Here is a 26,017-nt window from a genome sequence, read left to right on the forward strand (position 1 = left end):
GGAATTGTGTATGAAACAGAAATTTATCAGCGGGTTGTTTACAGCGGTCTTCTTATCGATTATGACTTTCGGAAGCAGCACGCTGGCAGCAGAGTTTGAGGCAAACGATCTTAAGAAAATACCATCTTCGGACAAAGCGGCTGAAGCGGGTGCTTTTGTCAAAGGTGAAGTCATCGTACAGTTTAAAGAAGGGACTTCAGAAAAATCAAAGCAGAAGGTACTAAAAGGATTGAATGCCAAAGTAAAACCAGATGTTGATACAGTTAAATCTCCATTTAAGGTATTAGAAGTTGGAAATGTCGAGGCGGTTGTAAAAGCACTCAATAAAAATCCAAATGTGGCCTATGCTGAGCCTAACTACAAAATGAGTGTAACATGGTCACCAAATGACACATATGCGAATCCTAACTATCAATATGGACTTTTCACCACGTATACGGATGATGCATGGAACTATGCACGCGGTAATTCCGGACAGGAAATTGCTGTACTTGATACCGGTGTGGATTACAGACATGAAGATTTGAATGATAAAACAATTCTTGGGTATGATTTTGTACAAAATGATTACCAGCCAATGGACCGTAATGGACATGGTACACACGTAGCGGGTACTGCAGCTGCTGAAACTAATAATGCGATAGGTGTTGCTGGTATGGCACCAAACACTTCCATCCTTGCAGTACGTGTCCTTGATGCACGCGGCAGTGGTTCACTTGCTGACATCGCTGATGGGATCATTTATGCAGCTGATTACGGAGCGGAGGTTATTAATCTATCATTAGGTTGTGACTGTGACACGCAGACACTTGAAAACGCAGTAAACTATGCATGGAACAATGGTTCAGTAGTTGTGGCAGCCGCAGGTAATGACGGTGTATCCACCACATTTGAGCCGGCTTCCTATGACAATGTGATTGCTGTTGGTGCAGTAGACAGTAACAACCAGATCGCAAGCTTCTCAAATTACGGTCCGTGGGTGGACGTAATGGCCCCAGGTGTGGACATTGCCTCTACGTATCTGCGTGACGGTTATGTTTACATGTCAGGCACCTCAATGGCGTCACCGCATGTGGCAGGTCTTGCCGGACTACTTGCAGGTCAAGGAAGAAGCAATGCAGAAATTCGTAGTGCTATTGAAAATACGGCTGACTACCTAAGCGGTGCAGGCTATTACTTTGAAGACGGTCTAATAAACTCCTATGATGCAGTAACCTATTAATCTATCAAAAAAAGGAAGAGCATCGCTTGAATGCGGTGCTTTTTCTGATTATAAGAAATACTGTGATTGGAAAGGCTAGAGGTGTTCCTCTTAAATTTTGTTAGGAAAAGAAAAGGATTTTTAACGATTAATGGAGAATTTATTAACATGGCTAAAATGGGGTGATTAAGAATGACCATTAAGAATTATAGCTTTGGATTACTTTTTCTTTTCTTATTTATCTTCATTGCAGGCAATGACCTGGATAACAAGCCGGGAAAAACGGCTAACACAACAGAGGAGCGTAATACAATGACTGAACGACTGGATCAGTTTATTAAAAATGAGCAGAAACTGAGTGGAGCAATCGCAGGAGTCAGTATCCGTTCAGCGGATAATGGAAAGTTACTTTATGAAAATATAGGGGATGTACGGTTAAGTCCCGCATCAAATATGAAACTTCTCACTGCAGCGGCAGCTCTGGAAACGCTTGGAGAGGAATATATATTTCCCACTGAAATACTTGTAAATGGAAAAGTGAAAAATGGCGACCTAAAGGGTGACTTATACATAAAAGGCAAAGGAGATCCAACACTTTTACCCGCCGACCTCGAAAATTTTGCCGCAAAAATTAAGGAAAAAGGAATCACAAAAATTGAAGGAGATATTGTTGGGGACGATACCTGGTATGATGATATCCGACTATCACCCGATTTAATATGGAGTGACGAACATTGGTATTACGGTGCTCAAATATCGGCGCTTACTGTTTCACCGAATAAGGATTATGATGCTGGTACGGTTATTGTAGAGGTCAAACCATCCGAAAAGGGAGAAGAGCCTACTGTAACTATATCTCCTGAGACAGATTATATTGAAATCAAAAATAAGGCGCAGACTGTTGCAGGAGGTTCAGAGGAGGATTTAGAACTGCGGCGTCTGCATGGAACAAATACCATACTAATTGAAGGAACAATTCCAGCGGGTGCTTCGCATGTGAAAGAGTGGATGGCTGTCTGGGAACCGACCGGATATGTAATGAATTTGTTCGACGAGGCATTAAAGGAGCAGGGAATAACATGGACAGGTCAGGTAAGAACCGGTACTGCACCTGAGAAATCAGAAGTTCTTTTCACCCATGAATCTATGCCATTATCGGAGTTGATGATCCCCTTCATGAAACTCAGTAATAACACACATGCTGAAGTGCTGGTCAAGGAAATGGGAAAGGTTGTCCATGGGGAGGGCAGCTGGGAAAAAGGTCTCGAGGTAGTTGAAAAGCAGTTGAAGAAACTTGGCATGAATACAGATACTCTGATGATTAGAGATGGTTCGGGGATATCTCACATAAATCTTCTCCCGCCAAACGAGATTTCCAATCTTCTTTTTAAAGTTCAGAATGAAAAATGGTTTGAAACATATAAAAACTCCTTACCTATCGCAGGCAAGGAAGACAGGTTTGTGGGAGGAACATTAAGGCACCGTATGGAAGGGATGGAAGTATATGCGAAAACAGGAACTATTTACGGTGTAAGTACATTATCCGGATATGTTAAAGCGGAAAACGGGGAACGTGTCATTTTTTCCATCATGCTGAATAATCTGCTTGATGAAGACGATGGCCCAGCCATTGAGGATCAGCTAGTGAAAATTATTGCTCAATCATATGAACAGGTAATGAAATAGTCCAAGTGAGGCTTGATTGACAATTACCACTTTTTACTCTATTATTACTTTAAATAACTGAATAGTTTATTTCTGTTCTTATCCAGAGAGGTGGAGGGAGATGGCCCTTTGAAACCTCGGCAACAGGTTCCTTCCAGGAATACTGTGCCAATTCCAGCAGGCATTGTGCCTGAAAGATAAGGAAGAGAGAAATTTTGATGTATAAAACTCTTTTCTTTTTCAGGAAGAGGGTTTTTTTATTTATTATTACAGAGAGAGGAAGAAATCGTATGAAATATGGATTCTGGCTGCCAATTTTCGGGGGATGGTTACGGAATGTTGAGAATGAGGGAATGCCGCCAACGTATGATTACGCAAAAGAAGTGATCCAATCTGCCGAAAAATGGGGATATGATACTACCCTGATAGCAGAATTGTTTTTAAACGATATTAAAGGAACGGATGCTGACTCGCTGGAGGCATGGTCTACAGCAGCGGCCCTCGCAGCTGTAACTGAGAAAATTGAAATCATGACGGCAGTTCGGCCAAATTTCCATAACCCTGCAGTTACCGCCAAAATGGCATCCAATATTGACCATATAAGCAACGGACGATTTACGCTTAATGTTGTGTCAGGCTGGTGGGCCGGTGAGGCAAAGCAATATGGTGGAGACTTTACAGAGCATGATGAACGTTATGACCGGACAACCGAATTTTTGGAGATATTGAAGGGACTCTGGAATGAAGAGAAATTCTCCTACAAAGGTAAGTTCTACGATATTGAAAATACCCAGCTTGCGCCAAAACCAGTACAACGTCCAAACCCTGTATTATATGCTGGTGGGGAAAGTGAAAAAGGTAAGCGGGTTATTACCTCACTGTGTGATGCGTATGTGATGCATGGTGGAACAGTCAACGAGGTCCGGGATAAAATTTCAGATATGAAAAAAAGGAGAAAACTGGTTACCGATGAGCCGCTCAAGTCATTTGGAATGGCTGCCTATGTTATCTGCAGAGATACCGAGGAAGAGGCACTGGAAGAGCTGGAACGGATAACTACGGTGAAGGAAACAAGTGGATATGCCGGTTTTAAGGATTTCACCTCCAAATCCCAGCTTGAACAGCAGATTCAGCTACAGGATTATTCTGTATCCAACAGGGGACTCAGGCCCAATCTTGTAGGTACTCCCGAACAGATAGCCAAAAAAGTAATAGAATATGAACAAGCAGGTGTTGATCTGTTGTTATTGCAATGTTCGCCACAACTGGAAGAACTTGAACGTTTCGCCAAACAGGTTATGCCCAAGGTTGAAGAGCTGCGAACTGAACTGACTAACTCCTAAGAAGGGAAATGATAATATGAGCAAAATATATGTGTTGCATGAAAACAATGAGTGGACCGAGCATCTTTTTAATAGATTGGAAGAATTGGATCTTCCGTATGAGGACTGGCTTCTGACAAACGGGAAAGTTGATCTTTCTGCAGAACCTCCAGAGGGAATTTTCTATAACCGGATGAGCGCGTCATCCCACACACGCGGAAACCGGTATTCGGCAGAGTTAGCAAATGCGGTACTTGCATGGTTGGAATTTCATAATCGAGTTGTTATAAACGGCAGTGGTGCACTTCAGTTGGAATTAAGTAAAGTGCGTCAGTATTTGGAACTCGAAAAATTCGGGGTCAAAACACCAAAAACGGTTGCTGCGGTCGGCAAAAACGATTTGTTAAAAGCTGCTGATGAATTCAGTGGCAGAAAGTTCATTACCAAACATAATCGAGCTGGTAAGGGACTTGGAGTACAGCTTTTCCAGACAGTTGATGCTCTTAGGGAATATGTGGAAGGTGACACGTTTGAGGAGCCGGTTGATGGTGTAACGCTGATTCAGGAATATATTGAATCACCAGAATCGTTTATAACCCGCTGCGAATTTGTCGGTGGCAAATTTGTATACGCAGTACGCGTCGACACATCCGAGGGTTTTGAATTATGTCCTGCGGATGCTTGCTCAATTGACGACTTATATTGTCCGGCGGGAGAAGAGGAATCCGAAAATGCGAAATTTCAGATCAGGGAAGGCTTTGATCATCCAATTCTTAAAAGATATGAAAAGGTATTGGAAGCAAACGATATACAAATAGCAGGTATTGAATTTATTCAGGATGAAAATGGTGAGATTTATACGTACGATATAAATACGAACACCAATTACAACAGTGATGCAGAGGCGGCTAGCGGAAAATATGGAATGCTGGAGGTTGCGAAATACCTCGGTAGAGAACTAAATAATTTAAGAGAAATCGTGCAAGCATAATAACTTTATATTCCCAAACAGAACGAGGCTGGAACAGAAAATTTATAGGTCATATAAAATCCGAACTATCAGGTAGTTCGGATTTTATGTTAGCAAAACTTCGTATAAAGTATAAACTGCGAAGTAACTCGTAGCTTCGCTCCGGAAATACACTACGCTTTCCGCGGGCTCGAGCTGAGCCTCCTCGTTCGCAAAGAACGCTCACTGCGGGGTCTCAACGTCTTCGCTTTCCCGCAGGAGTCTTCGTGTATTTCCTTCGCTATTATTGAGATTCGTATGTGTATGTCAGTGAGTCCGAGTTTTTAATTCTAAGGTACTTTATTAGGAATAGCTCATTTCTTATCCTCAGAACTATAAAAGCGTTCTGACGAAGCGGTAGGTACGGCTGTTATGGCACATTTTATATCCACTTCGAAATAAATCTGACTATAGAAGGGGAACATTGCAAGATTCCCAAACTAATTTGTTCGTCTCTCGAAAGCAAGTTTTAGTGATGTCCAAGCCTCATTTTTTAGTTGAAACGAAGGGAAGTATAGGGTGATTGGCAGTGAGTCCGTAACGTTTGTATTACCCAAGCACTAGTATGGTCATCTTATGAATAATAAACCAGTTATTTTTTCATACTAAAATGACGTACATTACGGATAATTCAAAAGGGCTGTTTATATGGAAAAGAAAACTTCACAAAAAAGAATACAGCGTGACTTTGAGAAGACATTGACAGCACTGAAGAAAAAGGATGACTTTCTACATTATCAGCTGACTCTCAACAACAATACTGTCTGTCTAGGATACATGAAAACAGCGGTGAGCCGGGAAAAGCTCCAAAAGCTGATTCTTCCCTATGTAAAACAAGAGAATTATACGAATTTGGAAGAATTGAAGCGGATCATCCCGGTAGCCAATTCCCGGATGATAGAAGACTCCAAATTAGTAGGAGATCATTTGATCCAGGGGTATGTGTTTATATACATGGAGAAGGTCAGTCCCCAATATTTAATGGTGCCGATTCCACTCGAAAAAACACGGCAGGTTACTATTCCTGAAGTTGAATTCAGTGTAGTCGGCCCAAAGGAAGCGTTTGTTGAACATATAGACACTAACATTAATCTTGTCCGTAAACGTTTGGAAATTCCTGACCTCATGATTAAAAAAATGGAAGTGGGGTCAATTACCAAAACGGAAGTTGCCGTTATGTATATTAAAGGGGTGGCTGACAAGGAGAATGTCCAGACTGTAACCCAGCGAATTCAAGATTTGCAGATTGACCAGGTGATTGATAGTTCGTATATACAGCAGACGATTGCTGATAACCGGAATTCACCTTTCCCGCAATTACTAGACACAGAAAGACCTGATCGAATTGCAGCAGTTCTTGTGGAAGGAAAGGTAGCAGTCTTTGTTAACGGTTCCCCGCATGTATTAATCGGTCCAACTACATTGATTGAATTCTTTTCGGCTTTTGAGGATTACTTCCTGAACTGGACAATTGCGTCCGCGTTTCGACTGATCCGATTATTTGCGGTGTTCTTTTCCATTCTTATTACGCCACTGTATGTTGCCGTTCTGACACATCACTTCGAACTGATACCAAAAGCGCTCCTTGGGACCCTTATAAGTTCTCGGACCCAGGTGCCCTTTCCACCGATTCTGGAAGCCATTATTTTGGAACTAACCATTGAACTCCTGCGGGAGGCTGGTGCACGTCTGCCCACCAAGGTCGGACAGACAATCGGTATTGTGGGCGGTATTGTGATCGGGACTGCATCAGTGGAAGCCGGTCTAACAAGTAATGTCCTTCTGATTTTGGTAGCATTGGCCGCCTTAGGATCATTTACTACCCCTGTTTATCAGATGGGTAATACCATAAGGCTGATCAGGTTTCCAATCCTTTTATTTGCTCACGTATATGGAATCTTTGGTATCGCTATCTGTATTGCATATATTATGGTGCACTTGCTAAAGCTAACATCATTGGGGAGGCCGTTTCTGGAACCAATTTTTCCATTCCGTTATAAAGATCTCAAAGATTCCTTTATCCGGCTACCGTTTGGTATGCAACAGAAACGTCCCTATGCCGTACGTCCCACCAAGATTAACCGGAAAATGGGAAAAGACAAAAAGTAGAGGGATCGTTCATGATTCAGGAAAAAGACAAAGTGACAGGGTTAATGGTATTCTTTTTGATTACAGCATCCCAGGTTGGGGTGGGGGTTCTCGGTTTTCAGAGTATTATCATCAAATATGCCGAACAGGATGCCTGGATTTCCATTTTCGTAGCCGGTGCAGCCATTTCAATAATTATCTGGATTATGTATAGGATGCTCGGATGGAATAAGACAGGTGATATAGTTGCAATTCATCAGGATGCGATAGGTAAGTTGGCCGGGAATTTTTTGTCGGTGATTTTTGCTTTTTATTTGCTTATCTTGTCGGTCGTGGTTTTAAGCACATATCTCGAGATTATCCAGGTATGGATGTTTCCGCATATTGATATGATGGCGATTTTATTTTTATTGCTGCCACTTATCTATTATATTATCGCAGGGGAATTCAGGGTGGTAACCGGTGTCAGTTTTTTCGGGGTGGTGTATCCATCTCTATTAATGTTGACTTTATTTTACCCCTTTCACTTTGGACATATTGCAAATATAATGCCAGTTTTTGACCACACTATAAAGGAGATTCTGCAGTCTTCAAGGCTGACAGTGATTAACTTCCTAGGAGTTTCCATTTTGCTTGTTTTTTATCCATATATCAGTGATAGCAGCCGTTCACGTCGTAATGCACTCTTTGGGAACCTTTACACAACTATTCTTTATGTAATAATTTGTGTTGTCTCCTTTTTTTATTACAGCCAGGAGGAGTTGAAGCATATCATTTGGGCAACTCTTGGTATGTGGAAGATTATTGAACTTCCATTTCTTGCTCGTTTTGAGTACATAGGGATTGCTACGTTGTTTTTCAGTATTCTTCCGAATGTTGTGTTGTATACTTGGGCGAGTGCCAGAACATTACACAGAACAACGGGGATTTCACATAAGAAAATTTGTGTCTTTTTACTAATCATTCTGTTTGGAGCCTGTATGACAGCACAGGACAGAGAAACTGTAAATCTTCTGAATGATATGATATCTAGAGTTGGGATAGTGTTTTTGTTTGTATATATACCGTTGCTTTTTTTCTTATATTTATTAAGAAGAAAGGTGAAAAAAAATGCCGCTTAAGATAATTGTATTTGCAGTGCTTATGATTTCCACTTTGATTATCAACTTTGATATGCCAAAGAAAGTTATCGATCAAATTCAGATGGTAACGGTAGTTGGATATGATTACATTGATGAAGAAATGCTTCAGGGTACTGTCATAACTCCATTTTATCAACAGCAGAATACAGTGCAAAACCTTATCTATACTGGCCAGGCATCTAGCATCTATGAGAACAGAGAAAAACTTAATGCACAGGCGTCAGAGGAATTATATAATGGAAAAATCGAGGTTGCATTCTTTAATGATGAATTCGCAAGGCATGGACTGAAAAAAGTGATCGATTATATGTTAAGAGATCCGAGTATAGGATCTCGAATATTTCTGGCAGTCGCCAAGGGATCTTCAAATGAACTTCTAACTAATGTCAGCAGTCAAAAAGAAGCAGGAATTTTTTTAGCTGATCTTATCGAACATAACATTCGTAATGGCAATCTCCCCCTTACCAACCTTAAACAGTTTAATCATGGGGTGGAAGGAAAGACAATTGATCCCTTCCTGCCAATGTTAAGTTTAGAGGACGGACAGCCAAGTTTAACAGCGCTGGCTTTTTTTCAGGATGATAAACTTGTTGACACACTGCCGTATGAGGAAGCATTCAGGTTTAAGATGCTCTATGAAAACATTGGTGATGGACAGTATAACTTCGAAAATGATGAATACAGAATTTCCGTTCATAATATTGAATCAAAACGGGATATTAAAGTCCAAAAGCTAAATGGGGATCCTCAAGTAACATTCGATATTCGTTTTACAGGGGTTGTTCGTGAATATACCGGCAAAAACCTGACGAAAGATTTGAAAAAAGTTGAAAAAGATCTTGAGGAAAATTTTAAGAAGAATGCCAATAAACTTATTAAGAGGTTTAAGGAGCTGAAAATTGATCCGCTGGGGATTGAGGAACAAGTCAAGGCCCAGATGAGGTCTTATAATAACAAGAAGTTCCAAGATCAGTACAGGGATTTGCCTGTTAAAATAAAAATCAAATTCAAGATTACCGAAACCGGAACGAGGCGATAGTTTTCATAAGTTGCAGAAACATGGACATCTTATAGTATAGAAAATATTCAATTGAGGTGGCTGTTTATGAAAGCTGTAACATACCAGGGAAAGTATTCGGTCAGTGTGGAGAAAGTTGATTACCCGCAAATTCAGGATCCGGAAGACGTGATTATTAAGGTAACCTCCACAGCAATTTGTGGGTCGGATCTACATCTATACCAGGGTAACTTTCCTTTGCCGATTGGTTATATTATCGGACATGAGCCGATGGGGGTTGTCGAAGAGGTTGGAAAAGATGTAACAAAAGTCAAGAAGGGTGACCGTGTTGTGATACCATTCACGGTTGCCTGTGGGCATTGCCCATACTGCACCAACCATCTTGAAAGTCAATGTGATAACGCTAATCCACATTATGATTCCGGCGGGTATTTTGGTTATTCGGAGAAATTCGGGAACTATCCAGGCGGACAGGCAGAATATCTGCGGGTTCCGTATGGGAACTATACGCCGTTTTTGATTCCGAAAGACTGTGAAATGGATGATGATTCCTTATTGTTCTTGTCGGACGTATTGCCTACTGCGTATTGGAGTGTGGAAAATGCGGGCGTGAAACAAGGCGATACAGTTATAGTGCTTGGCTGTGGACCAATCGGACTGATGGCTCAAAAATTCGCATGGCAAAAAGGGGCATCTCGTGTAATTGCGGTGGACTATATTCCGTTTCGTCTTCAGCATTCCAAAAAAATGAACCGTACAGAGGTCTATAATTTTGAAGAGTTCAAGGACATGGGTGAGGAGCTGAAGGAGCGGACACAGGGAGGTGCCGATGTTGTGATTGACTGCGTTGGTATGGACGGTAAAAAATCCCCGCTGGAATTTGCCGAACAGAAACTGAAACTTCAGGGAGGTACACTTGGACCTATTCAGATCGCTACAAAAGCAGTGAAGAAGTGTGGAACGGTTCAACTGACCGGTGTTTATGGTGGGTTGTACAATATGTTTCCACTTGGACCATTTTTCAATAGGAATATTACCCTGCGGACTGGTCAAGCACATGCACGCTCGTATATGGAGCCATTGTATGAACAGATTGTGAAGGGGGAAATCGATCCTACCGAAATCATTACTCACCGAATGCAGTTGGATGAGGCAGTTAATGGTTATCAGAAATTCAACGCTAAAGAGGATAATTGTATAAAAGTCATTCTCAAGCCATAAAAAAGAAGGAGCACGAGGCTCCTTTTTTTTACATGTATAAAGCTTTTGTTGCAAGATTTATATCATTCTGGAGTAAATGATGTAAATCATAAGAAGGGTATAAACCATGTTTGTACATGTAATAATAAATTCTTTCGTGGCAGGTGATTGCATTATTTAATTGTTTTCTAAGGACTTCTCTCAAGGCATCGGTGGCTGTTTCGGTGATGGCAACTGCGTAATTACGGACAGAGGTTTTGGCAAAAGCCAAAAGGTCCCCTGCGTAGAAGCTGTCATCTATGCGATATTCATCCGACTCCCCTGGTTTAGGAGTATAAGGATAAAATTGAAGAAGCTCTTTTATATCCATTTCGAGTTCTCTGATAGTACATTCATAAATGTACCGCAGCTCTGGGTCTTCAATATTTCTTAATCCCATTTTTGTTTTCATTAACCCAATAGATTTAAATGCGGTGAGTTCATGGATCTCCAAGGTTTCATGCCATGCCAATGTATTTTGTTCCATTTGTATTCTCCCTTATATATCTATAGTCAATGTATCGTATGAATAGGCACTTGTACTAGATACAACTAAACATAAAAATGGGCATCTTAAAAAACGGAAATATTTTGTTGCTATTACTCAGGCTGGTAGACTAGATATGTGAAGGAGGAATCTGAATGGGGATTTTAGATGGAAAAAACGCTGTCGTTACGGGTGCAAGCAGCGGAATAGGTGCTGCAATTGCTGAACAACTTGCTGAAGAAGGTGCTAATGTTATACTTGCCGCTAGGCGTAAGAACAAGCTTGAGTCCTTAACTGATAAGATTAATAAGAGTGGGAAAGGAAAAGCTGTTGCTGTGGAAACTGATGTATCAAAGCAGGAACAAGTAAACAAACTGGCACAACAGGCTGAAGAAGCATTTGGGGACATCGATATTTTCATAAATAATGCAGGGCTTATGCTGTTGTCCACTATTCAAAAGGGCCATGTTGAAGAGTGGGACCAAATGATTGATGTTAATATAAAAGGCGTCCTATATGGGATGAATTCTGTTCTGCCGAAAATGATTCAACGGTCTACAGGCCACCTTATTAATATCTCATCCGTTGCGGGACACGAGGTCTCCAAGGTGAATGCGGTATACAGTGCTACCAAGTTTGCGGTACGTGCATTGTCTATGGGTATTGAAAAAGAACTTGCTAGAACCGGTGTGCGTGTGACGAATATTTCACCAGGAGCGGTAGACACTGACCTGGCGCTTCATGGTAGCGACCAGGAGCTTATCAGTAGAGTGAAAACTGACCGAAAGAAGCTGGAGGCAGAGGATATTGCCAAGGCAGTTGTTTACGCAGTAACCCAGCCTGCCCATGTCAACGTTAACGAGATTACAGTTCGACCTGTATAATTAAAACCGGAATGCCTTAGAGATGGCATTCCGGTTATTTTATTGTGATATCTCTTATATCAATAAAAGCCTATATATGGTCAGGCCGTTCATGAAATTGTACTGGCGTATTATCATTCTCTCATAAAGTACTTTTAAACCATCAGATTTATTAATAACGTTCCCTCCATATCTCATCTATCGATTTAAAATTCGTGACAAACTCCAGATGAACAGTTTCCCATAAGTAAAGTGAAGCTATTGTCAAATGTGGGAACCATACCGGTTGCTTTTCGAGAAGAATTTTCCGGCGTTCGGACTGGTCCACCTCATAAAGCCACTTTGCACCACGCTGGATTGCGATATCATCAACAGCAAGGACATTCATTCGACCGAGGGAGAATATCAGAAACATTTCTGCCGTCCATTTTCCAATCCCTTTTATACTTGTCAATTTTTTAATAATTTCTTGGTTATCAAGCAGGTGAAGTTCTTTCAGATCAATTTCGCCTGAATGCACTTTTTCAGCCAAATCCCGCAAGTAAATAACTTTACGTGCAGAAAGACCCACAGAACGCAGCTGCTCCTCCGGTATTTGTGAAATTTTTTCGGGTTCAGGGTTATTTTCCAAAAGTAATTCCAGTCTGCCATAAATTGCATTGGCTGCCTGGAGGGAAATCTGCTGGCCTATAATGGAGCGAACCAGCGACTTAAATAAATCAGGGCGCATCTCTACCTCAATATCGCCAACAATCTTAATAAGTTTATCCATTTGGGGGTCTTGGGAACATAACTCTTTGACTGCATAATCATTGTGTCTGATAGTCAGCTTTTTCATTTTCTCACCTCATTAAGAGTATAGTCAGTTTTATGTTTCCCAGGCAAATAAGAAAAGCTTTAGCAATTAAATCCGGAATTTTAACAAAAAAAGGCGGTCCATGCATGTGATTGTTAGCCTATTAATAAAAACTTTGATATTATAGAATTAAATGGAACAGAGTATATAATCTGCAATTTATATGAAAAATCGTATGAATTCGCTATTTTACTATCTAAGGAAGGTGGAAGTTATATGAGTAAACCAAAAATAGTCGTTCTTGGTGCAGGTTATGCCGGCATGATGACAACAAAGCGTTTGATGCAGAAATTACGTCCTGAAGAAGCAGAGCTGGTACTGGTTAATAAGCACAACTATCACTATCAGACAACATGGCTTCATGAAGTTGCAGCAGGTGCGATTAATCAAAACCAGGCTCGCATTATGATCAGCGATGTGATTAACCCTAACAGAGTTAATTTGATCTATGATGAAGTAGTTGAAGTGAAAAAAGATGAGAACCGGGTTTTATTAAAAAACAGTGAAATTACATACGATTACCTCGTTATTTCACTTGGCTTTGAAACAAATACATTTGGTATCAAGGGGATGGAGAAGAATGCATTCTCCATTACAGATATTGACTCAAGCCGTATGATTCGCGAGCACATCGAGTACCAGTTTGCCAAGTACAGCAATTCTGACAAGAAGAAAGATGAAGATCTGACTATCCTTGTTGGTGGTGGCGGATTCACAGGTATCGAATTCGTTGGCGAACTTGCTGAACAGGTTCCAAAACTGTGTAAAAAATATGATATCGACCGCAGCAAAGCACGAATCGTTAATGTAGAAGCAGCCCCACGTGTACTGGGCGGTTTCAACGATGATTTAGTGGAATACGCCAAGAAATCATTGCAGGAACGTGGCGTGGAATTCAGAGAAGGTGCAAAAATCTCTGAATGTAAAAAGAATAGCTTCGTAATTGATGAAGAGGAAGAAATCAAGGCTGGAACTATTGTATGGACAGGTGGAGTAACAGGTAACTCCATACTTGGTAAATCAGGTTTTGAACTGACCAAAGGAAAAGTTACTGTAAACGGAGATTTACGCGCGCCAGGTGAAGAGAATATCTTCATTATCGGTGATTGTGCATGGGTTATGAACGAGGAAGAAGACCGTCCATATCCACCAACTGCTCAGGCTGCAATCCAGCAGGCAGACACCTGTTCCGCCAACTTGAAGGCGTTGATTTATGGCGATTCTCTTGAGAAGTTCGTCTTTGATGATAAAGGTACAGTAGCTTCCCTTGGTGAAAAAGATGCAATGGGAACTGTATTTGATGGTCGTTTATTATATGGTAAATCTGCAACAGCGATGAAAAAGGTTATCGATAACCGTTATCTATTTATGCTGGGCGGACCTCAGTTGATCTTGAAAAAAGGTAAATTAAAGTTATTTTAAGAAATGAAATATGGCTGAATCGCCATCGTGCGATTTAACCTGTAAGGTGAGCGTACTTTTCTTATTAACTTTCAGGAGGGACATTTTTTATGAAAAATGGAACACTATACACGCTATTGATTGCTATCGCAGCGATTATCGGTTATACCGTTGCGACACGCAGTCTGGAAGATACACGGGATTTCAGGTAAATACAATAGTGCCACTCTGTTTAACGACAGGGTGGTTTTTTATCGCTCTCCGACAGAAGACTTCCTCTTCAATTGCGCGAAGGGCATTAGCCCAGCGATAAGGGGGAGATGAATGTCGGTTGGCGATAGCCAAAACACCTACTTCCATGGTATAATAAGAACAAACGTTCCTGTGAAATGGGTGATTTCATGTTGGTCCAAAAAGCTTTTAAATTTCGCATATATCCCAATCGAAGACAAATCGAGCTAATCAACAAGACCATTGGTTGCTCTAGATTTGTATTCAATTTCTTCCTTGCAAAACAAAAGCAAAAAGATGCCTACTGGTACATAACAGAAGAGATGGTCCAAAACGGCCAGCTTCCCTCCAACAACTGGAAAGGTGGGTTTTTTAATAAATATGATGCTGTAAAGGCGGTACGCCAGTTAAAAGAACATTATCCCTTTTTAAAAGAAGTGGATAGCATCTCCCTTCAAAAGTCCATTGAGAATCTGGCTGACGCTTATCACCGGTATTACAGGAAACAAAATAAAACGCCTCAATTTAAAAGCAAAAAGAATAAGGTCCAATCGTATACCACCAAACAAACCAATGGGAATATCGCTGTTTTTGATCACCACATAAAGTTGCCTAAACTTGGTCTCATTCGTTTTGCCAAGAGTCGTGAAGTGGAAGGACGAATCATTAATGCCACCGTCCGGCGTAATCCGAGCGGAAAGTATTTTGTATCTGTTCTTGCGGAAGTGGAGGTCGCACCATTACCAGCGACCAACTCCAATACGGGTGTTGACCTGGGATTGAAAGACTTCGCTGTGCTGTCGGATGGAACTACATACCAAAACAATCGTTACTACAAGTCCCTGGAACAAAAACTGATAAAAGCTCAACAAGTGCTATCAAGACGTATAGTTGGTTCCAGCAACTGGAACAAGCAACGAATCAAAATAGCCCGCATTCATGAAAAAATCGCCAACAAACGCGAAGATTTCTTGCATAAGACCTCTACCGATATCATCAAAAACCACGATGTGATTGGAATCGAGCGTCTGCAGGTATCGAATATGATGAAAAACAAGAAAAGCGCTCAATCCATTGCGGATGTGTCCTGGTATCAATTCAAGGTCATGTTGAAATATAAAGCTGAATGGTACGGCAAGACGGTGGTGGAAGTGAGTAAAACCTTCCCAAGTTCGCAGCTGTGTTCGTGTTGTGGCCATCAAAACAAAGATGTTAAAGATCTGCGTGTGCGTGAGTGGACCTGTGTATGTGGGGCCCATCATCAACGAGATGTCAACGCAGGATTAAACCTTCAAAACGAAGCGATAAAACTTCTAACCGCAGGGACTGCGGGGATAGCCTAATCCATAACTGGCGGTTACGCCGGTGTTCTTAGGAATCCCCCCACTTCAATCAGACCGCAAGGGAGATAAGTGGTGGGTAGTTCAAATGGAATTTCTAAGATGTGATGGATATCACTGTATGTATAGTGAAAATGATATATAGTGGGGATGATAGTAGAGGAGGAGGAGTTACCGTGGGAATTGAACTTATAATTTTATTGGTGGTATTATTTTTAGCTTTGTTGATTGGAACTGTGATTATATTTAAACAGGAAGAGAAAAAAATGAAGAAGTATGAAGAAGAGGGGGATACAGTAGAGGATCAGCTCCGAAGATCCTACGAATACGAAAAATCATCCCTGAAATCCAACATACCGCTTCAGATAGCTATTTACACGGTAACTATTGTTGCCTCACTTATTGTTTTTGCTCTATATTCATTCTAATAAATACATGATTTCATTTAAATATTTCATACTAAAGACAGGAGGTGGTTATATGATTACCGTTATCTTGTCTTTTTTACTTGCTGCAAACCCATTTATTATAACCGATGAAGACGAGGTTATCGAGAAATTGTCACAGGAAGACTTTATGATGAGTTACCTTGACAGTCCTTTCATCAATAACCAAAAACTTGAGTTACAGATGGAAGTACTTACTGAAAAGATTTATAAGGACCCAATTAATGCTAGGCTTGCTGACAATGGACGAATTATCAAGGAAAAACCGGGTCTGACTTTGGATAGACTTAAATTCAAGAAGCAGTTTTACGATTATTTTTACAATGGAGAAGATCGGGCGGTAGAGGTTCCTAAACGGAAAATTTATCCCCGGGTGGATAGTGAACTAATTTCTGAGATACGGGAGAAAGAGCTTGGCAGCTATGTTACATATTTTAAATCAGGTAATAAAGAGCGGACCCACAATATATCACTTGCTGCAGAGGCAATCGACAATCATGTTGTATTTCCTGGAGAAACTTTTTCATTCAACAAGGTTGTCGGCAAACGGACAAAGGAGAGGGGATATAAACGAGCTCCTGTGATTGTAAGGGGGGAACTATCAGAGGACTATGGGGGCGGTATTTGTCAGGTCTCCTCGACGTTGTTTAATGCTGTGGAATTAAGGGGGATTAAGATAGTTGAGCGTTATTCCCACAGCAGGAGTGTCCCATATGTACCGCCAGGACGCGATGCAACTGTAAGCTGGTATGGTCCTGACTTCGTTTTTAAAAATAAATACAATCAGCCTATCCTAATTCGGGCATTTGCAAAAAACGGGCAGATGGTTATCAAAATTCTATCTTCTGATTCGCTATGAATCGATTTGGCAACTACCGTCCTGGCATTGATTAACCGGCACCAACTTTCGGTTCTTGGCAATTTTTCTATAAATAAAGTCACCAAGACCAAGCCATTTAAAGATGTACAAGAAAGGAACAAATGCCCACATTAGCGGAAGTCGCTTGGATATTTCTACAATTGCCGTATACCCTTTCTGCCATTTCCCTTTGTGGCTGATATGCAGACTTTCTTCCATTTCATCAGAATATTCGTTAAGGCTGCGGAATGATTGGAATTCGAGTCGGTTATTCCAATCCAGCTTTTCCCATATTGTGGAGGTTCGGGTACACATTTTACAATAGCCATCATAATAAATAATCAATGTAGTCACACCCCTTTTCTTTATTTTAACACGGGATTTGGATAGAATTTAACCAGGAGGGGTTTTTTTATGGAAATATTGAATGTAGAAGAATTTATTAATGCTGATATCCCGGAAAAAAATAAAGACGAGCTTGTGAATATACTGGAGGAGTTTAAATTAGGTCATTATCTTAATGTTCTATCCAAGACTTCTGACTTACGAGAAAAAATGATATTGGCAGTAAGCTCCAACGAAAACTCCAGATGATTGATGCAATTTGTCACACCGAGTTAAGGGAGTTTAAGAAGGCAGCAGAAGTGATTGAGCAACTCTATAATAATTCAGCCAATGACCTCATGCTTCTGGGAGAGCTTGCGTTTATGTGTAATTACAAACTGGCACGCCGAATTCTAAGTGATGCCGTGAAACACATGGAAGAACAGGATGACGAGACAGGTTTAAACTTGCCCGCGGTTATCTTGTCCTCGCAGAATCTGAAGAGAAACTTGAAAAGTATATACGTTCCATTAAGTATTACAAAAAAGGACTTGCGTATTTTGAAGCTGATGACAGTAGAGACAAGTATATGATTCTGTACATAAATTTCAAAATCGGTATGCTTTATTCAATGAAAAATAACACGGATGAGTCTGTTGCTTATCACAGTAGAGTTATCGAGATGGCCGGAAATGACAATCCGGAGCTTAAAATAAAGAGTTTGGTAAGTATTGCTAAGACATATGGAAGTAAAAACCAAAATGAAGAGGCTTTCCCGTATCTGCAGGAGTCCCTTGAACTTCTGGATGGGTCCACACTGGAAAATACGACTGCACACGCTGAGGCACTGACCGAGATGGCATTCTATTATTTTGATCAGTCTAAGCTTGATGAGGCCGTTCCATTTTATGAGCAGGCGATAAAAACGCATAAAAAACTGCCATATACCTCACATCGTCAGCTGGGTATGATTTATATGCAGTATGCGTATTGTCTGGAACACATGGAGAATGAGAATAAAAATCTTCAAAAAGCCGGTCAAAATTACGAAAATGCCATAGATAGTCTGGAAAAGATGAAAGATCGTCAGCTTCTAGAGAATGCACTGGGTGATGTCATAGCGTTTTTTGACCATACTAACAATGATAATAAGAAGCGGTATTTTGAGGAAAGATTTGTCAAAATGGCAAATGCCTAACTTTCTCTTGACTTTAAGCTGGTTAGCCAGTAGCATAGTAATTGCGAATGATAATGAGAATCTTTATCAATTAACTATGCCGGGCAGGTGATATCATTAATCTTCATGAAATAATGCGCAGCCGTCGAACTATTCTGGATTACAAGCCTGAAAAAGTTAACCGAGAAAAGCTTTTGGAATTATTTCAGCATGCAGCCTATGCACCAAATCATCATCTGAAAGAACCATGGAATATGAAAATATATGAGGATGAGGCACGGTCGGAATTCGGTAAAAAGGTAGTGGACAGTTACATACGGCTAGGACTTTTAAAAACGCTATCCGAAGAGAAGCTTGCAAAGGCCCGTCAGTCATATGACCGGTTTTTCCGGTCAGTTCCACACCATGTGCTTTTTTATATGAACAAAGAAGATGACGGTGGCTACCTGGACGATGAAAATTTTGCGGCGGTATGTGCGTTTATCCAAAATTTTCAGCTTGCAGCCTGGGCAGAAGGAATTGGTACCATGTGGACAGCAAAGCCTACCTTGCTTGATGAAGTGTTTATCGGTGATGTAGGATTGTCGCCTATAAAACATCGGCTTGTGGCTGTGGTCCAGATCGGCTATCCGAATAAAATCCCAAGAGACAGGGGAAGGACCCCTGTTCAACAATCCATTGAATGGATTAACTAGCGTAAAGGAGAGAAAGAAGATGAAAAAAGCTGTTGTTTCGTTTTTACTTATTTCAATCATATTATTACTTGCTGCCTGCGGTGGTGAAGAACAAGAGAACACTGGGAGTGAAGGTAACAAGGAATCAAATGAATCCGGTGAAGAACGGTCCATTACTATTCAAGATGCACTGGGCGAACAAACATTAAAAGGTACACCTGAACGGATTGTAGTTCTGGAATGGTCTTATGCTGAGCATTTGCTAACGCTCGGTGTTCAGCCAGCCGGTGTTGCAGATATCGATGGTTTTCATCAGTGGGTTAATATTGATAAGGAATTCGCTGACAGTGTAAAAGATGTCGGTACACGGCAGGAACCTAACCTTGAGGCGATTGCAAGATTGAATCCGGATCTGATTATCGCAACTAAATTCCGACATGAACAAGATTTGGACAAATTGAAGGATATTGCACCTGTGGTAACATTTGCTCCATACGGCGAGGAGGCTGTACAGGATCATTACCAGAATATGATTGAAGAATTCAAGACAATGGCGAAAATCGTTGATAAAGAAAATGAGGCTGAACAAGCACTTACTGACCTTGAGAATTACATCGAGGAACAGAAACAGCGGGTAGCTGATGCTGGGCTTGAGGGGGCAAACTATCTTGCTACACAGGCATTTACTGCTCAAAATGTACCAACAATCCGGCTGTTTACCGATAATTCCATAGTCGCCAAAGTTATGGGGAAACTGGGATTTGAAAATGCTTATCAGACTGACAAGAAAGAAACATATGGATACAGCCAGGTAACAGTGGAAGCACTTCAGAATTTCCAGGATAAAGAGCTTCAGTTTCTCTATATAGTACAGGAAGAAGATAACATTTTTGCGAACCAGCTAAAAGGAAACCCAGTATGGGAGAACCTAAGCTTTGTCAAAAATGGTAACACGCACAAACTTCCAGGGGATACTTGGACATTTGGTGGTTTGTTATCAGCGGAAGTTCTGGCAAAGCAGCTGGTCGATGCAATGGTAAAAGAGTAATCTGCTGATGAGTCAATCTATGCGGAATATAATAGTTGCGGTTCTCACCTTTGGAGGTGGAACCGCGCTTTTATGCATCTTAACGTTTATACATATTAACCAGGGTAGTGTATCCATTCCAATGGGGACAATTATTGATGCTATTTTATCACCGGAAGACAATCTTCAGCATCACACGGTCAGATCCCTACGAATGCCCCGCGCGGTTATGGGGATTATCGCAGGGGGCGCGCTTGCTGTTGCTGGAGTGGTTTTGCAGACAGTAACGAAAAACCCGCTTTCCTCAGCAAGTACGCTTGGCATTCATTCCGGTACGTATTTTGCAGTTGTTTTCTGTACAGTATTTTTCCCGGTTGCACTTGTGGGAAACGGTATTTTCATCGCTTTTTTAGGAGGGCTTTTTACCTTTTTATTTGTTTTTATTTTATCAGGAGGAAACAATGCGACACCTGTACGAATGGTGCTCGCTGGAATGATTATGACCTTTTTATTTTCCTCGCTGACAAGCGTTCTGCAGATTTTTTATGAGAATGAAACGGCTGGATTATTTCTATGGGGCTCCGGAACCTTGATTCAAAATGATTGGAGCGGAGTGCAGTTTACCTGGCCATTTGTTCTTGTGGGATGCTTGGTTATTTTTTTCTTCAGTTTAAGACTTGATACCTTAACACTAGGAGATGATGTTGCCACTGCACTTGGACAAAAGGTAAGCAATGTTAAATTTGTTACCACTACAGCTGCTGTACTTCTTACTTCGACGACGGTAAGTGTGGTTGGCCCGATAGGATTCGTAGGACTTGTTGCTCCGCACATTATTAAACTTATTGGTTACAGGAAACATTTGCCCTTAGTAATAGCTTCATTTATATGGGGTGGAAATGTGCTTCTGCTCGCAGATATATTGGCCCGGATTATTGATCCATCGTTTGCAGAGTTGCCTGTGGGTGCAATTACAGCATTAATTGGTGCTCCTTGGCTTATCTACCTTGTTTTACGTATGAAACGATCGGGCTATGGCTCAGAAAACGCTGCGGTTATGGCTGGTAAATCAAATCTTAATATGTCTGCCAAAGTTGCAATACCGGCACTTGCAGGGTTAATTGCAGTAACAATATTTGTAAGCCTTGCATCAGGAAACTATGGCTTCGAACCCCTGCTGCTCTGGAATACACTTTTCGGCGAATCGAATGATTTTATGCTTGGACTGATTATGGATCTTCGACTTCCCCGTGTCCTAGTTGCATTATTCAGTGGCATGGTGCTTGCGGTCAGTGGATTGATTTTTCAAGGAGTGCTGAGGAACCCGCTTGCGGACCCATCGGTTATTGGAATAACTTCCGGTGCAGGTGTGGGGGCGCTTCTCACAATGTATGTGTTCGGTGTCTCTACAATATGGATACCGATTGGTGCGATGATTGGTTCGTTTGTTTTCTTCATAGCTGTAATGGCGCTTGCAATTCGTGCGCAGTTTCAGCCGACGATTCTTGCGTTGCTTGGTATAGGTATCTCTGCTTTTGGCTCAGCAATCATTCAGATATTAGTCGTACAGGCGGACATGGGTGTCGCTTCTGCATTGACATGGCTTTCGGGAACTACATATGCCAAGGGCTGGTCGGAGCTTCTTAATTTCCTCATCTGGCCGGTTGTGATTTTGTTCCCGTTATTACTCTTGCGAATCCGTGTTTTGGATACATTATCTCTGGGTGATGACACAGCGAAGGGACTCGGGTTAAATGTAATGTCTGCCCGTTTCCAACTTGCTCTGATAGCAACTTTACTTGCTGCTTTTAGTGTTGCAGCAGTAGGAGCGATTGGCTTTGTAGGACTGATTGCACCTCATGCGGCACGGCTCCTCGTGGGTCCTTCCAATCAACGTCTGCTGCCAGTTACAATAATGATTGGTGGGGCGCTATTGGTGATAGCCGATTTATTCAGTCGTACTCTTCTTGCACCTAATGAGATTCCATCAGGAATATTGGTTGCTATTATAGGAGCGCCATACTTTCTTTGGCTTATGAAGAAAGGGGCGTAAAAGTAAAAGTGTGAATCCTGGTTGTGATTCACACTTTTTTAATAGCGAGTATTAAGTTTTGCTTCATAAACATTGGTTATTTGTGGATAAGTTGGCCATCAGTTAGCTATGCTGTTTATCTTTAATCCAGTTAATTAGGCCGCCTTCAAGAATAATTTCTTTTTGGCGTTTTGACAGGGAATGGGCAGCATTAATCGTGCCACCAGATCCTGCAAGTTCGATTGTCAGTTCGTTTCCTTCTTTTAATTGAGCCCTCAGGTCGGTGAATTTCAGAACTTCACCATCTTCTAGCTCTTCGTAATCCTTTTCGTTGGTGAAGGTTAGCGGAATCACTCCAAAGTTAACAAGGTTTTGCCAGTGAATGCGGGCGAAATCCTTTGCCAGAGCAACACGCAGTCCCAGATAACGTGGTGCAAGTGCAGCATGCTCACGACTTGATCCTTGACCATAGTTATAGCCGCCTACAATCGCATGGCCGCTAAGTTTCTTCGTGTCGATGGCGCGATCTACATAAGTGGAGTCAATTGCCTCAAACGTAAACTTGCTTATTTCTGGAAGGTTGCTTCGGTATGGAAGGACACGTGCCCCACCCGCAAGTATTTCATCGGTGGAAATGTTGTCGCCGACTTTTAACAGTACTGGAATTTCAAGCGTATCCGGTAGTTTATCCATCTCTGGAATAGAAACGATGTTTGGCCCCTTCACAAGATCTACATTGCGCGCTTCCTCTTGTGGCAGAGGGTTTTCCAGCAGGTCATCCTCCACATTCTGTTCACTCGGCCCAGTTACTTTTGGATATGGGAATTCGAGTGTTCTCGGATCGGTTATTTCACCTTTTAATGCGGAAGCAGCGGCTGTTTCGGGACTGCATAAGTAAACACTGTCTTCACGGGTTCCAGACCTCCCCGGGAAGTTTCGTGGTGTGGTACGCAAACTATTGCGACCTGATGCGGGCGCTTGTCCCATTCCGATACATCCGTTACATCCTGCCTGATGTAATCGTGCACCCGCCTGAAGCAGACTTGCAATATGCATATCTTTAACCAGGTTTGTTAGCATTTGTCTGGATGTAGGATTTATATCAAATGACATACCATGTGCAATCCGGCGACCTTTAACAATTTCAGCAGCAATTGCGAAATCCCGGTAACCAGGATTTGCCGATGAACCGATGTAGGACTGATAAATTGGAGTTCCTGCAATTTCGCTCACCGGAACAACATTGCCTGGACTGGAAGGTTTTGCGATAAGCGGTTCAAGTTCGGATAAATTAATCTCATCATTAATATCATACGTAGCCCCATCGTCAGCTTTTAGTTCAACCCAATCCTCTTCACGGTTCTGCTGGGAGAGAAATGATTTTACCTCTTCATCAGATGGAAAGACGGTTGCCGTAGCACCCAGCTCTGCTCCCATATTGGCAATCACGTGGCGATCCATTGCAGACAGGTTATCTAATCCAGGGCCGTAGTATTCTATAATTTTACCAACTCCGCCTTTTACATCATAACGGCGAAGCATTTCGAGGATCACATCTTTAGCGCTCACCCAGTCCGGCAGGTTTCCTGTCAACTTGACCCCCATAACTTCAGGCATCGTAATGTAAACAGGCTCTCCCGTAATGGCCATAGCCACGTCAATTCCACCAGCACCCATTGCCAGCATTCCCATGCATCCATTAGCACAGGTATGGCTATCGGAACCTAGCAATGTTTTCCCTGGTGCCGCAAGCCGTTGCATATGAACTGGATGGCTTACACCGTTACCAGGCCTGCTGTAGTATAATCCGAATTTATGGGCAGCACTTTCGAGAAATAAATGATCATCAGGATTTTTGCTATCCACTTGAATGAGATTATGGTCCACATATTGTGCAGATGCTTCCGTCTTTGGATAATCCAGTCCCATCGCTTCCAGTTCGAGCATTACCATTGTACCAGTTGCATCCTGGGTAAGGGTCTGGTCAACTTTTAGGCCGATTTCAGCCCCAGGCTTCATCTCACCGGAGACGAGATGGTCTTTTATTAGCTTCTGAGCAACATTTAATTCCACAAAATTTCCTCCTTTATCGAATTTTTGGTATCTAGTAGTGTTTACCTCAATAAAGAAGGTGTGAAACAAGAACCAGAGATGAAAGACTAAAGAGACATCTGCACAAAAAAACTGTCGCCCTTGGGGACGACAGTTTTCATTTATACTATCAGAATTCATAAGTTTCTACGGAAGATAGTATAAGAAAAACTTCGATACTCGTTATAAACGATACGAATATCGAGTTTTTCTAAGAACAGGTATCTTATTTAATTACTCAGCTTTGTGTGCTTCGATTTCAAAGTGTATTTTTACTTCGTCGCCAACCAGTACGCCACCGGTTTCGACTGCAGCATTCCAGGTAAGTCCAAATTCTTTGCGGTTGATTTTAGTTTCACCGTTGAACCCGGCTACTATGTTACCGCTCATAGGGTCTTTGCTTTGACCAACATACTCAACATCCACTGTTACAGGCTTAGTTGTGCCTTTGACTGTTAAGTCACCAGTTACTTTATACTGGCTGGCAGATTCTTTACTAATATCAGTTGCCACAAATGTGATATTAGGGTGATTTTCAACATCAAAGAAATCTGCTGAACGCAAATGGTCATCGCGGTCTTTATTACGCGTATTAATACTTGCTGCATCAATTGTAACTTCAACTTTTGAATCTGTCAGATCTTCCACATCTGCTTCGATTACTGCATCGAATTTGTCAAAAGTTCCTTTCGCTTTTGAAATCATCATATGTTTTACTGTAAAACCAACTTCACTGTGAACTGCGTCTACATTCCAAACTGTCTTTGCCATGTAAATCCCTCCAAAAATTATATCATTACTTACTTTATGTAACTTAGTATATATTGATAAATACCGAATGTCAATGAGAAAGTTTGAATTCAGGATAATTTTATTCAAAGTCTAAAGGTTAACTCTCTATCAACTCTCAATCAACTCTCATTGATGGTATACTAGAGAAAACTGCTATAAGAGGTAATGTAAATGAGAGAGTTAAGTATCATACCATGTGGAAGAAAAAAAATATGGGATAAATATCCGGATCTGGGTCCTGTTCCGGCAGGCAATGCGTACACCGGAACGCTGCATACTTTATGCCGAAAATACGCAGAGAAGTATACTGATGACTGGGTCATTCTGTCCGCAAAACATGGATTCTTATCGGAAGACGACTTGGTTGAGGGGCAGTATGATGTGACATTTGGACAAAAAAGTAATGAAATTATCTCTTTTGCCAAACTCAGAGAACAAATTAAAGAGAAGGGGCTGGACCAGTACGATAACCTTGTAGTTCTAACCGGGAAAAAGTACAAGCCTGTTATCAATGGTACCTTTATTGACGATTTACCTCGAACATATCCGCTGACAAGATATAAGGGGATAGGGTATATTTTGCAGGCATTGAACCAGTCAATCAAATCAGGCGAACCAATACATGAGAAGAAGTAGATTAATTCCGCTGTATAGCTTAATAGGCTGTACAGTTTTTTTGTATATTACAGAAATTTGCTGTTTAAGTGGTGAGCGGCATTTGGAGGGAAATTCT

The 26,017-nt window shown here is 41.4% G+C and carries 25 protein-coding genes and 1 riboswitch; of the genes, 20 read left to right on the forward strand and 5 right to left on the reverse strand.

The window, feature by feature from the left end; genetic code table 11:
- The first annotated feature begins 10 nt into the window (after positions 1-10).
- The 8 genes from ACFO3D_RS01440 to ACFO3D_RS01475 all read left to right on the forward strand — a co-directional run bounded on the left by ACFO3D_RS01440 (position 11) and on the right by ACFO3D_RS01475 (position 10,666).
- Positions 11-1,222, forward strand: coding sequence for a S8 family peptidase (locus tag ACFO3D_RS01440; RefSeq protein ID WP_390292805.1), 1,212 nt, complete (start codon positions 11-13; stop codon positions 1,220-1,222).
- A 171-nt stretch (positions 1,223-1,393) separates the two neighbouring features.
- Positions 1,394-2,887 carry a D-alanyl-D-alanine carboxypeptidase/D-alanyl-D-alanine endopeptidase gene (gene dacB, locus ACFO3D_RS01445; protein WP_390292806.1) on the forward strand — a complete coding sequence of 498 codons (1,494 nt, stop codon included), beginning with the start codon at positions 1,394-1,396 and terminating at the stop codon, positions 2,885-2,887.
- Between the two features lie 75 nt (positions 2,888-2,962).
- Positions 2,963-3,070, forward strand: a riboswitch (SAM riboswitch).
- Between the two features lie 86 nt (positions 3,071-3,156).
- A complete protein-coding gene (locus ACFO3D_RS01450) occupies positions 3,157-4,209 on the forward strand; it encodes an LLM class flavin-dependent oxidoreductase (protein ID WP_390292807.1) in 1,053 nt (350 codons plus the stop codon).
- A 16-nt stretch (positions 4,210-4,225) separates the two neighbouring features.
- Positions 4,226-5,179 carry an ATP-grasp domain-containing protein gene (locus ACFO3D_RS01455; RefSeq protein ID WP_390292808.1) on the forward strand — a complete coding sequence of 318 codons (954 nt, stop codon included), beginning with the start codon at positions 4,226-4,228 and terminating at the stop codon, positions 5,177-5,179.
- Between the two features lie 666 nt (positions 5,180-5,845).
- Positions 5,846-7,306, forward strand: coding sequence for a spore germination protein (locus ACFO3D_RS01460; protein ID WP_390292809.1), 1,461 nt, complete (start codon positions 5,846-5,848; stop codon positions 7,304-7,306).
- An 11-nt stretch (positions 7,307-7,317) separates the two neighbouring features.
- Positions 7,318-8,406 carry a GerAB/ArcD/ProY family transporter gene (locus ACFO3D_RS01465; protein WP_390292810.1) on the forward strand — a complete coding sequence of 363 codons (1,089 nt, stop codon included), beginning with the start codon at positions 7,318-7,320 and terminating at the stop codon, positions 8,404-8,406.
- A complete protein-coding gene (locus tag ACFO3D_RS01470; protein WP_390292811.1) occupies positions 8,396-9,466 on the forward strand; it encodes a Ger(x)C family spore germination protein in 1,071 nt (356 codons plus the stop codon). Before ACFO3D_RS01465 ends, ACFO3D_RS01470 begins: the two co-directional genes overlap by 11 nt.
- A 66-nt stretch (positions 9,467-9,532) precedes the next feature.
- The gene (locus ACFO3D_RS01475) at positions 9,533-10,666 is read left to right on the forward strand and encodes a zinc-dependent alcohol dehydrogenase (protein WP_390292812.1); all 1,134 of its coding nucleotides are present in this window, start codon (positions 9,533-9,535) and stop codon (positions 10,664-10,666) included.
- A 28-nt stretch (positions 10,667-10,694) separates the two neighbouring features.
- Here the strand turns inward: ACFO3D_RS01475 and ACFO3D_RS01480 are convergent, their stop codons facing one another.
- Positions 10,695-11,171, reverse strand: coding sequence for a spore coat protein (locus ACFO3D_RS01480; protein WP_390292813.1), 477 nt, complete (start codon positions 11,169-11,171; stop codon positions 10,695-10,697).
- 155 nt (positions 11,172-11,326) lie between these two features.
- Here ACFO3D_RS01480 and ACFO3D_RS01485 point away from each other — a divergent pair, with 155 nt between their 5' ends.
- Complete coding sequence (locus ACFO3D_RS01485; protein ID WP_390292814.1) at positions 11,327-12,055, forward strand: SDR family oxidoreductase; 729 nt, start codon at positions 11,327-11,329, stop codon at positions 12,053-12,055.
- Between the two features lie 151 nt (positions 12,056-12,206).
- Here ACFO3D_RS01485 and ACFO3D_RS01490 read toward each other — a convergent pair whose 3' ends face one another.
- Positions 12,207-12,872 carry a DNA-3-methyladenine glycosylase family protein gene (locus tag ACFO3D_RS01490; RefSeq protein ID WP_390292815.1) on the reverse strand — a complete coding sequence of 222 codons (666 nt, stop codon included), beginning with the start codon at positions 12,870-12,872 and terminating at the stop codon, positions 12,207-12,209.
- A 234-nt stretch (positions 12,873-13,106) separates the two neighbouring features.
- On the opposite strand from ACFO3D_RS01490, the gene ACFO3D_RS01495 reads away from it, so the two are divergent.
- The 4 genes from ACFO3D_RS01495 to ACFO3D_RS01510 all read left to right on the forward strand — a co-directional run bounded on the left by ACFO3D_RS01495 (position 13,107) and on the right by ACFO3D_RS01510 (position 17,167).
- The gene (locus ACFO3D_RS01495; RefSeq protein WP_390292816.1) at positions 13,107-14,312 is read left to right on the forward strand and encodes an NAD(P)/FAD-dependent oxidoreductase; all 1,206 of its coding nucleotides are present in this window, start codon (positions 13,107-13,109) and stop codon (positions 14,310-14,312) included.
- Positions 14,313-14,692: 380 nt separating this feature from the next.
- The gene (gene tnpB, locus ACFO3D_RS01500) at positions 14,693-15,865 is read left to right on the forward strand and encodes an IS200/IS605 family element RNA-guided endonuclease TnpB (RefSeq protein WP_390292817.1); all 1,173 of its coding nucleotides are present in this window, start codon (positions 14,693-14,695) and stop codon (positions 15,863-15,865) included.
- Positions 15,866-16,038: 173 nt separating this feature from the next.
- The gene (locus tag ACFO3D_RS01505) at positions 16,039-16,290 is read left to right on the forward strand and encodes a hypothetical protein (protein WP_390292819.1); all 252 of its coding nucleotides are present in this window, start codon (positions 16,039-16,041) and stop codon (positions 16,288-16,290) included.
- Between the two features lie 52 nt (positions 16,291-16,342).
- Positions 16,343-17,167 (forward strand): VanW family protein, encoded by an 825-nt coding sequence (locus ACFO3D_RS01510; protein WP_390292820.1) that lies wholly within the window; start codon positions 16,343-16,345, stop codon positions 17,165-17,167.
- On the opposite strand, the gene ACFO3D_RS01515 is transcribed toward ACFO3D_RS01510, so the two are convergent.
- On the reverse strand, positions 17,162-17,512 hold the full coding sequence (locus ACFO3D_RS01515) for a thiol-disulfide oxidoreductase DCC family protein (RefSeq protein ID WP_390292821.1): 351 nt from the start codon (positions 17,510-17,512) through the stop codon (positions 17,162-17,164). The genes ACFO3D_RS01510 and ACFO3D_RS01515 overlap by 6 nt on opposite strands.
- A 69-nt stretch (positions 17,513-17,581) precedes the next feature.
- Between ACFO3D_RS01515 and ACFO3D_RS01520 the strand changes: the two genes are divergently transcribed.
- The 6 genes from ACFO3D_RS01520 to ACFO3D_RS01545 all read left to right on the forward strand — a co-directional run bounded on the left by ACFO3D_RS01520 (position 17,582) and on the right by ACFO3D_RS01545 (position 22,422).
- Positions 17,582-17,761 (forward strand): hypothetical protein, encoded by a 180-nt coding sequence (locus ACFO3D_RS01520; RefSeq protein WP_390292822.1) that lies wholly within the window; start codon positions 17,582-17,584, stop codon positions 17,759-17,761.
- Entirely contained in the window at positions 17,758-18,084 is a 327-nt protein-coding gene (locus tag ACFO3D_RS01525) for a hypothetical protein (protein WP_390292823.1), read from the forward strand. Before ACFO3D_RS01520 ends, ACFO3D_RS01525 begins: the two co-directional genes overlap by 4 nt.
- Positions 18,081-18,689, forward strand: a complete 609-nt coding sequence (locus ACFO3D_RS01530) for a tetratricopeptide repeat protein (protein ID WP_390292824.1) — start codon at positions 18,081-18,083, stop codon at positions 18,687-18,689. Before ACFO3D_RS01525 ends, ACFO3D_RS01530 begins: the two co-directional genes overlap by 4 nt.
- A gap of 113 nt (positions 18,690-18,802) precedes the next feature.
- Complete coding sequence (locus ACFO3D_RS01535; RefSeq protein WP_390292825.1) at positions 18,803-19,363, forward strand: nitroreductase family protein; 561 nt, start codon at positions 18,803-18,805, stop codon at positions 19,361-19,363.
- 19 nt (positions 19,364-19,382) lie between these two features.
- Positions 19,383-20,390, forward strand: a complete 1,008-nt coding sequence (locus ACFO3D_RS01540) for an ABC transporter substrate-binding protein (RefSeq protein ID WP_390292826.1) — start codon at positions 19,383-19,385, stop codon at positions 20,388-20,390.
- Positions 20,391-20,397: 7 nt separating this feature from the next.
- Positions 20,398-22,422: an iron ABC transporter permease gene (locus ACFO3D_RS01545; protein WP_390292827.1), complete on the forward strand. Its 2,025-nt coding sequence runs from the start codon at positions 20,398-20,400 to the stop codon at positions 22,420-22,422.
- A gap of 102 nt (positions 22,423-22,524) precedes the next feature.
- On the opposite strand, the gene ACFO3D_RS01550 is transcribed toward ACFO3D_RS01545, so the two are convergent.
- A complete protein-coding gene (locus ACFO3D_RS01550) occupies positions 22,525-24,474 on the reverse strand; it encodes an aconitate hydratase (RefSeq protein ID WP_390292828.1) in 1,950 nt (649 codons plus the stop codon).
- 252 nt (positions 24,475-24,726) lie between these two features.
- Positions 24,727-25,263, reverse strand: a complete 537-nt coding sequence (locus ACFO3D_RS01555; protein ID WP_390292829.1) for a YceI family protein — start codon at positions 25,261-25,263, stop codon at positions 24,727-24,729.
- A gap of 192 nt (positions 25,264-25,455) precedes the next feature.
- Here ACFO3D_RS01555 and ACFO3D_RS01560 point away from each other — a divergent pair, with 192 nt between their 5' ends.
- Positions 25,456-25,920: a DUF6884 domain-containing protein gene (locus ACFO3D_RS01560; RefSeq protein ID WP_390292830.1), complete on the forward strand. Its 465-nt coding sequence runs from the start codon at positions 25,456-25,458 to the stop codon at positions 25,918-25,920.
- Positions 25,921-26,017: the final 97 nt, after the last annotated feature.

Source organism: Virgibacillus kekensis (genome assembly GCF_042654125.1).
Taxonomy (GTDB): Bacteria; Bacillota; Bacilli; order Bacillales; family Amphibacillaceae; genus Lentibacillus; species Lentibacillus kekensis.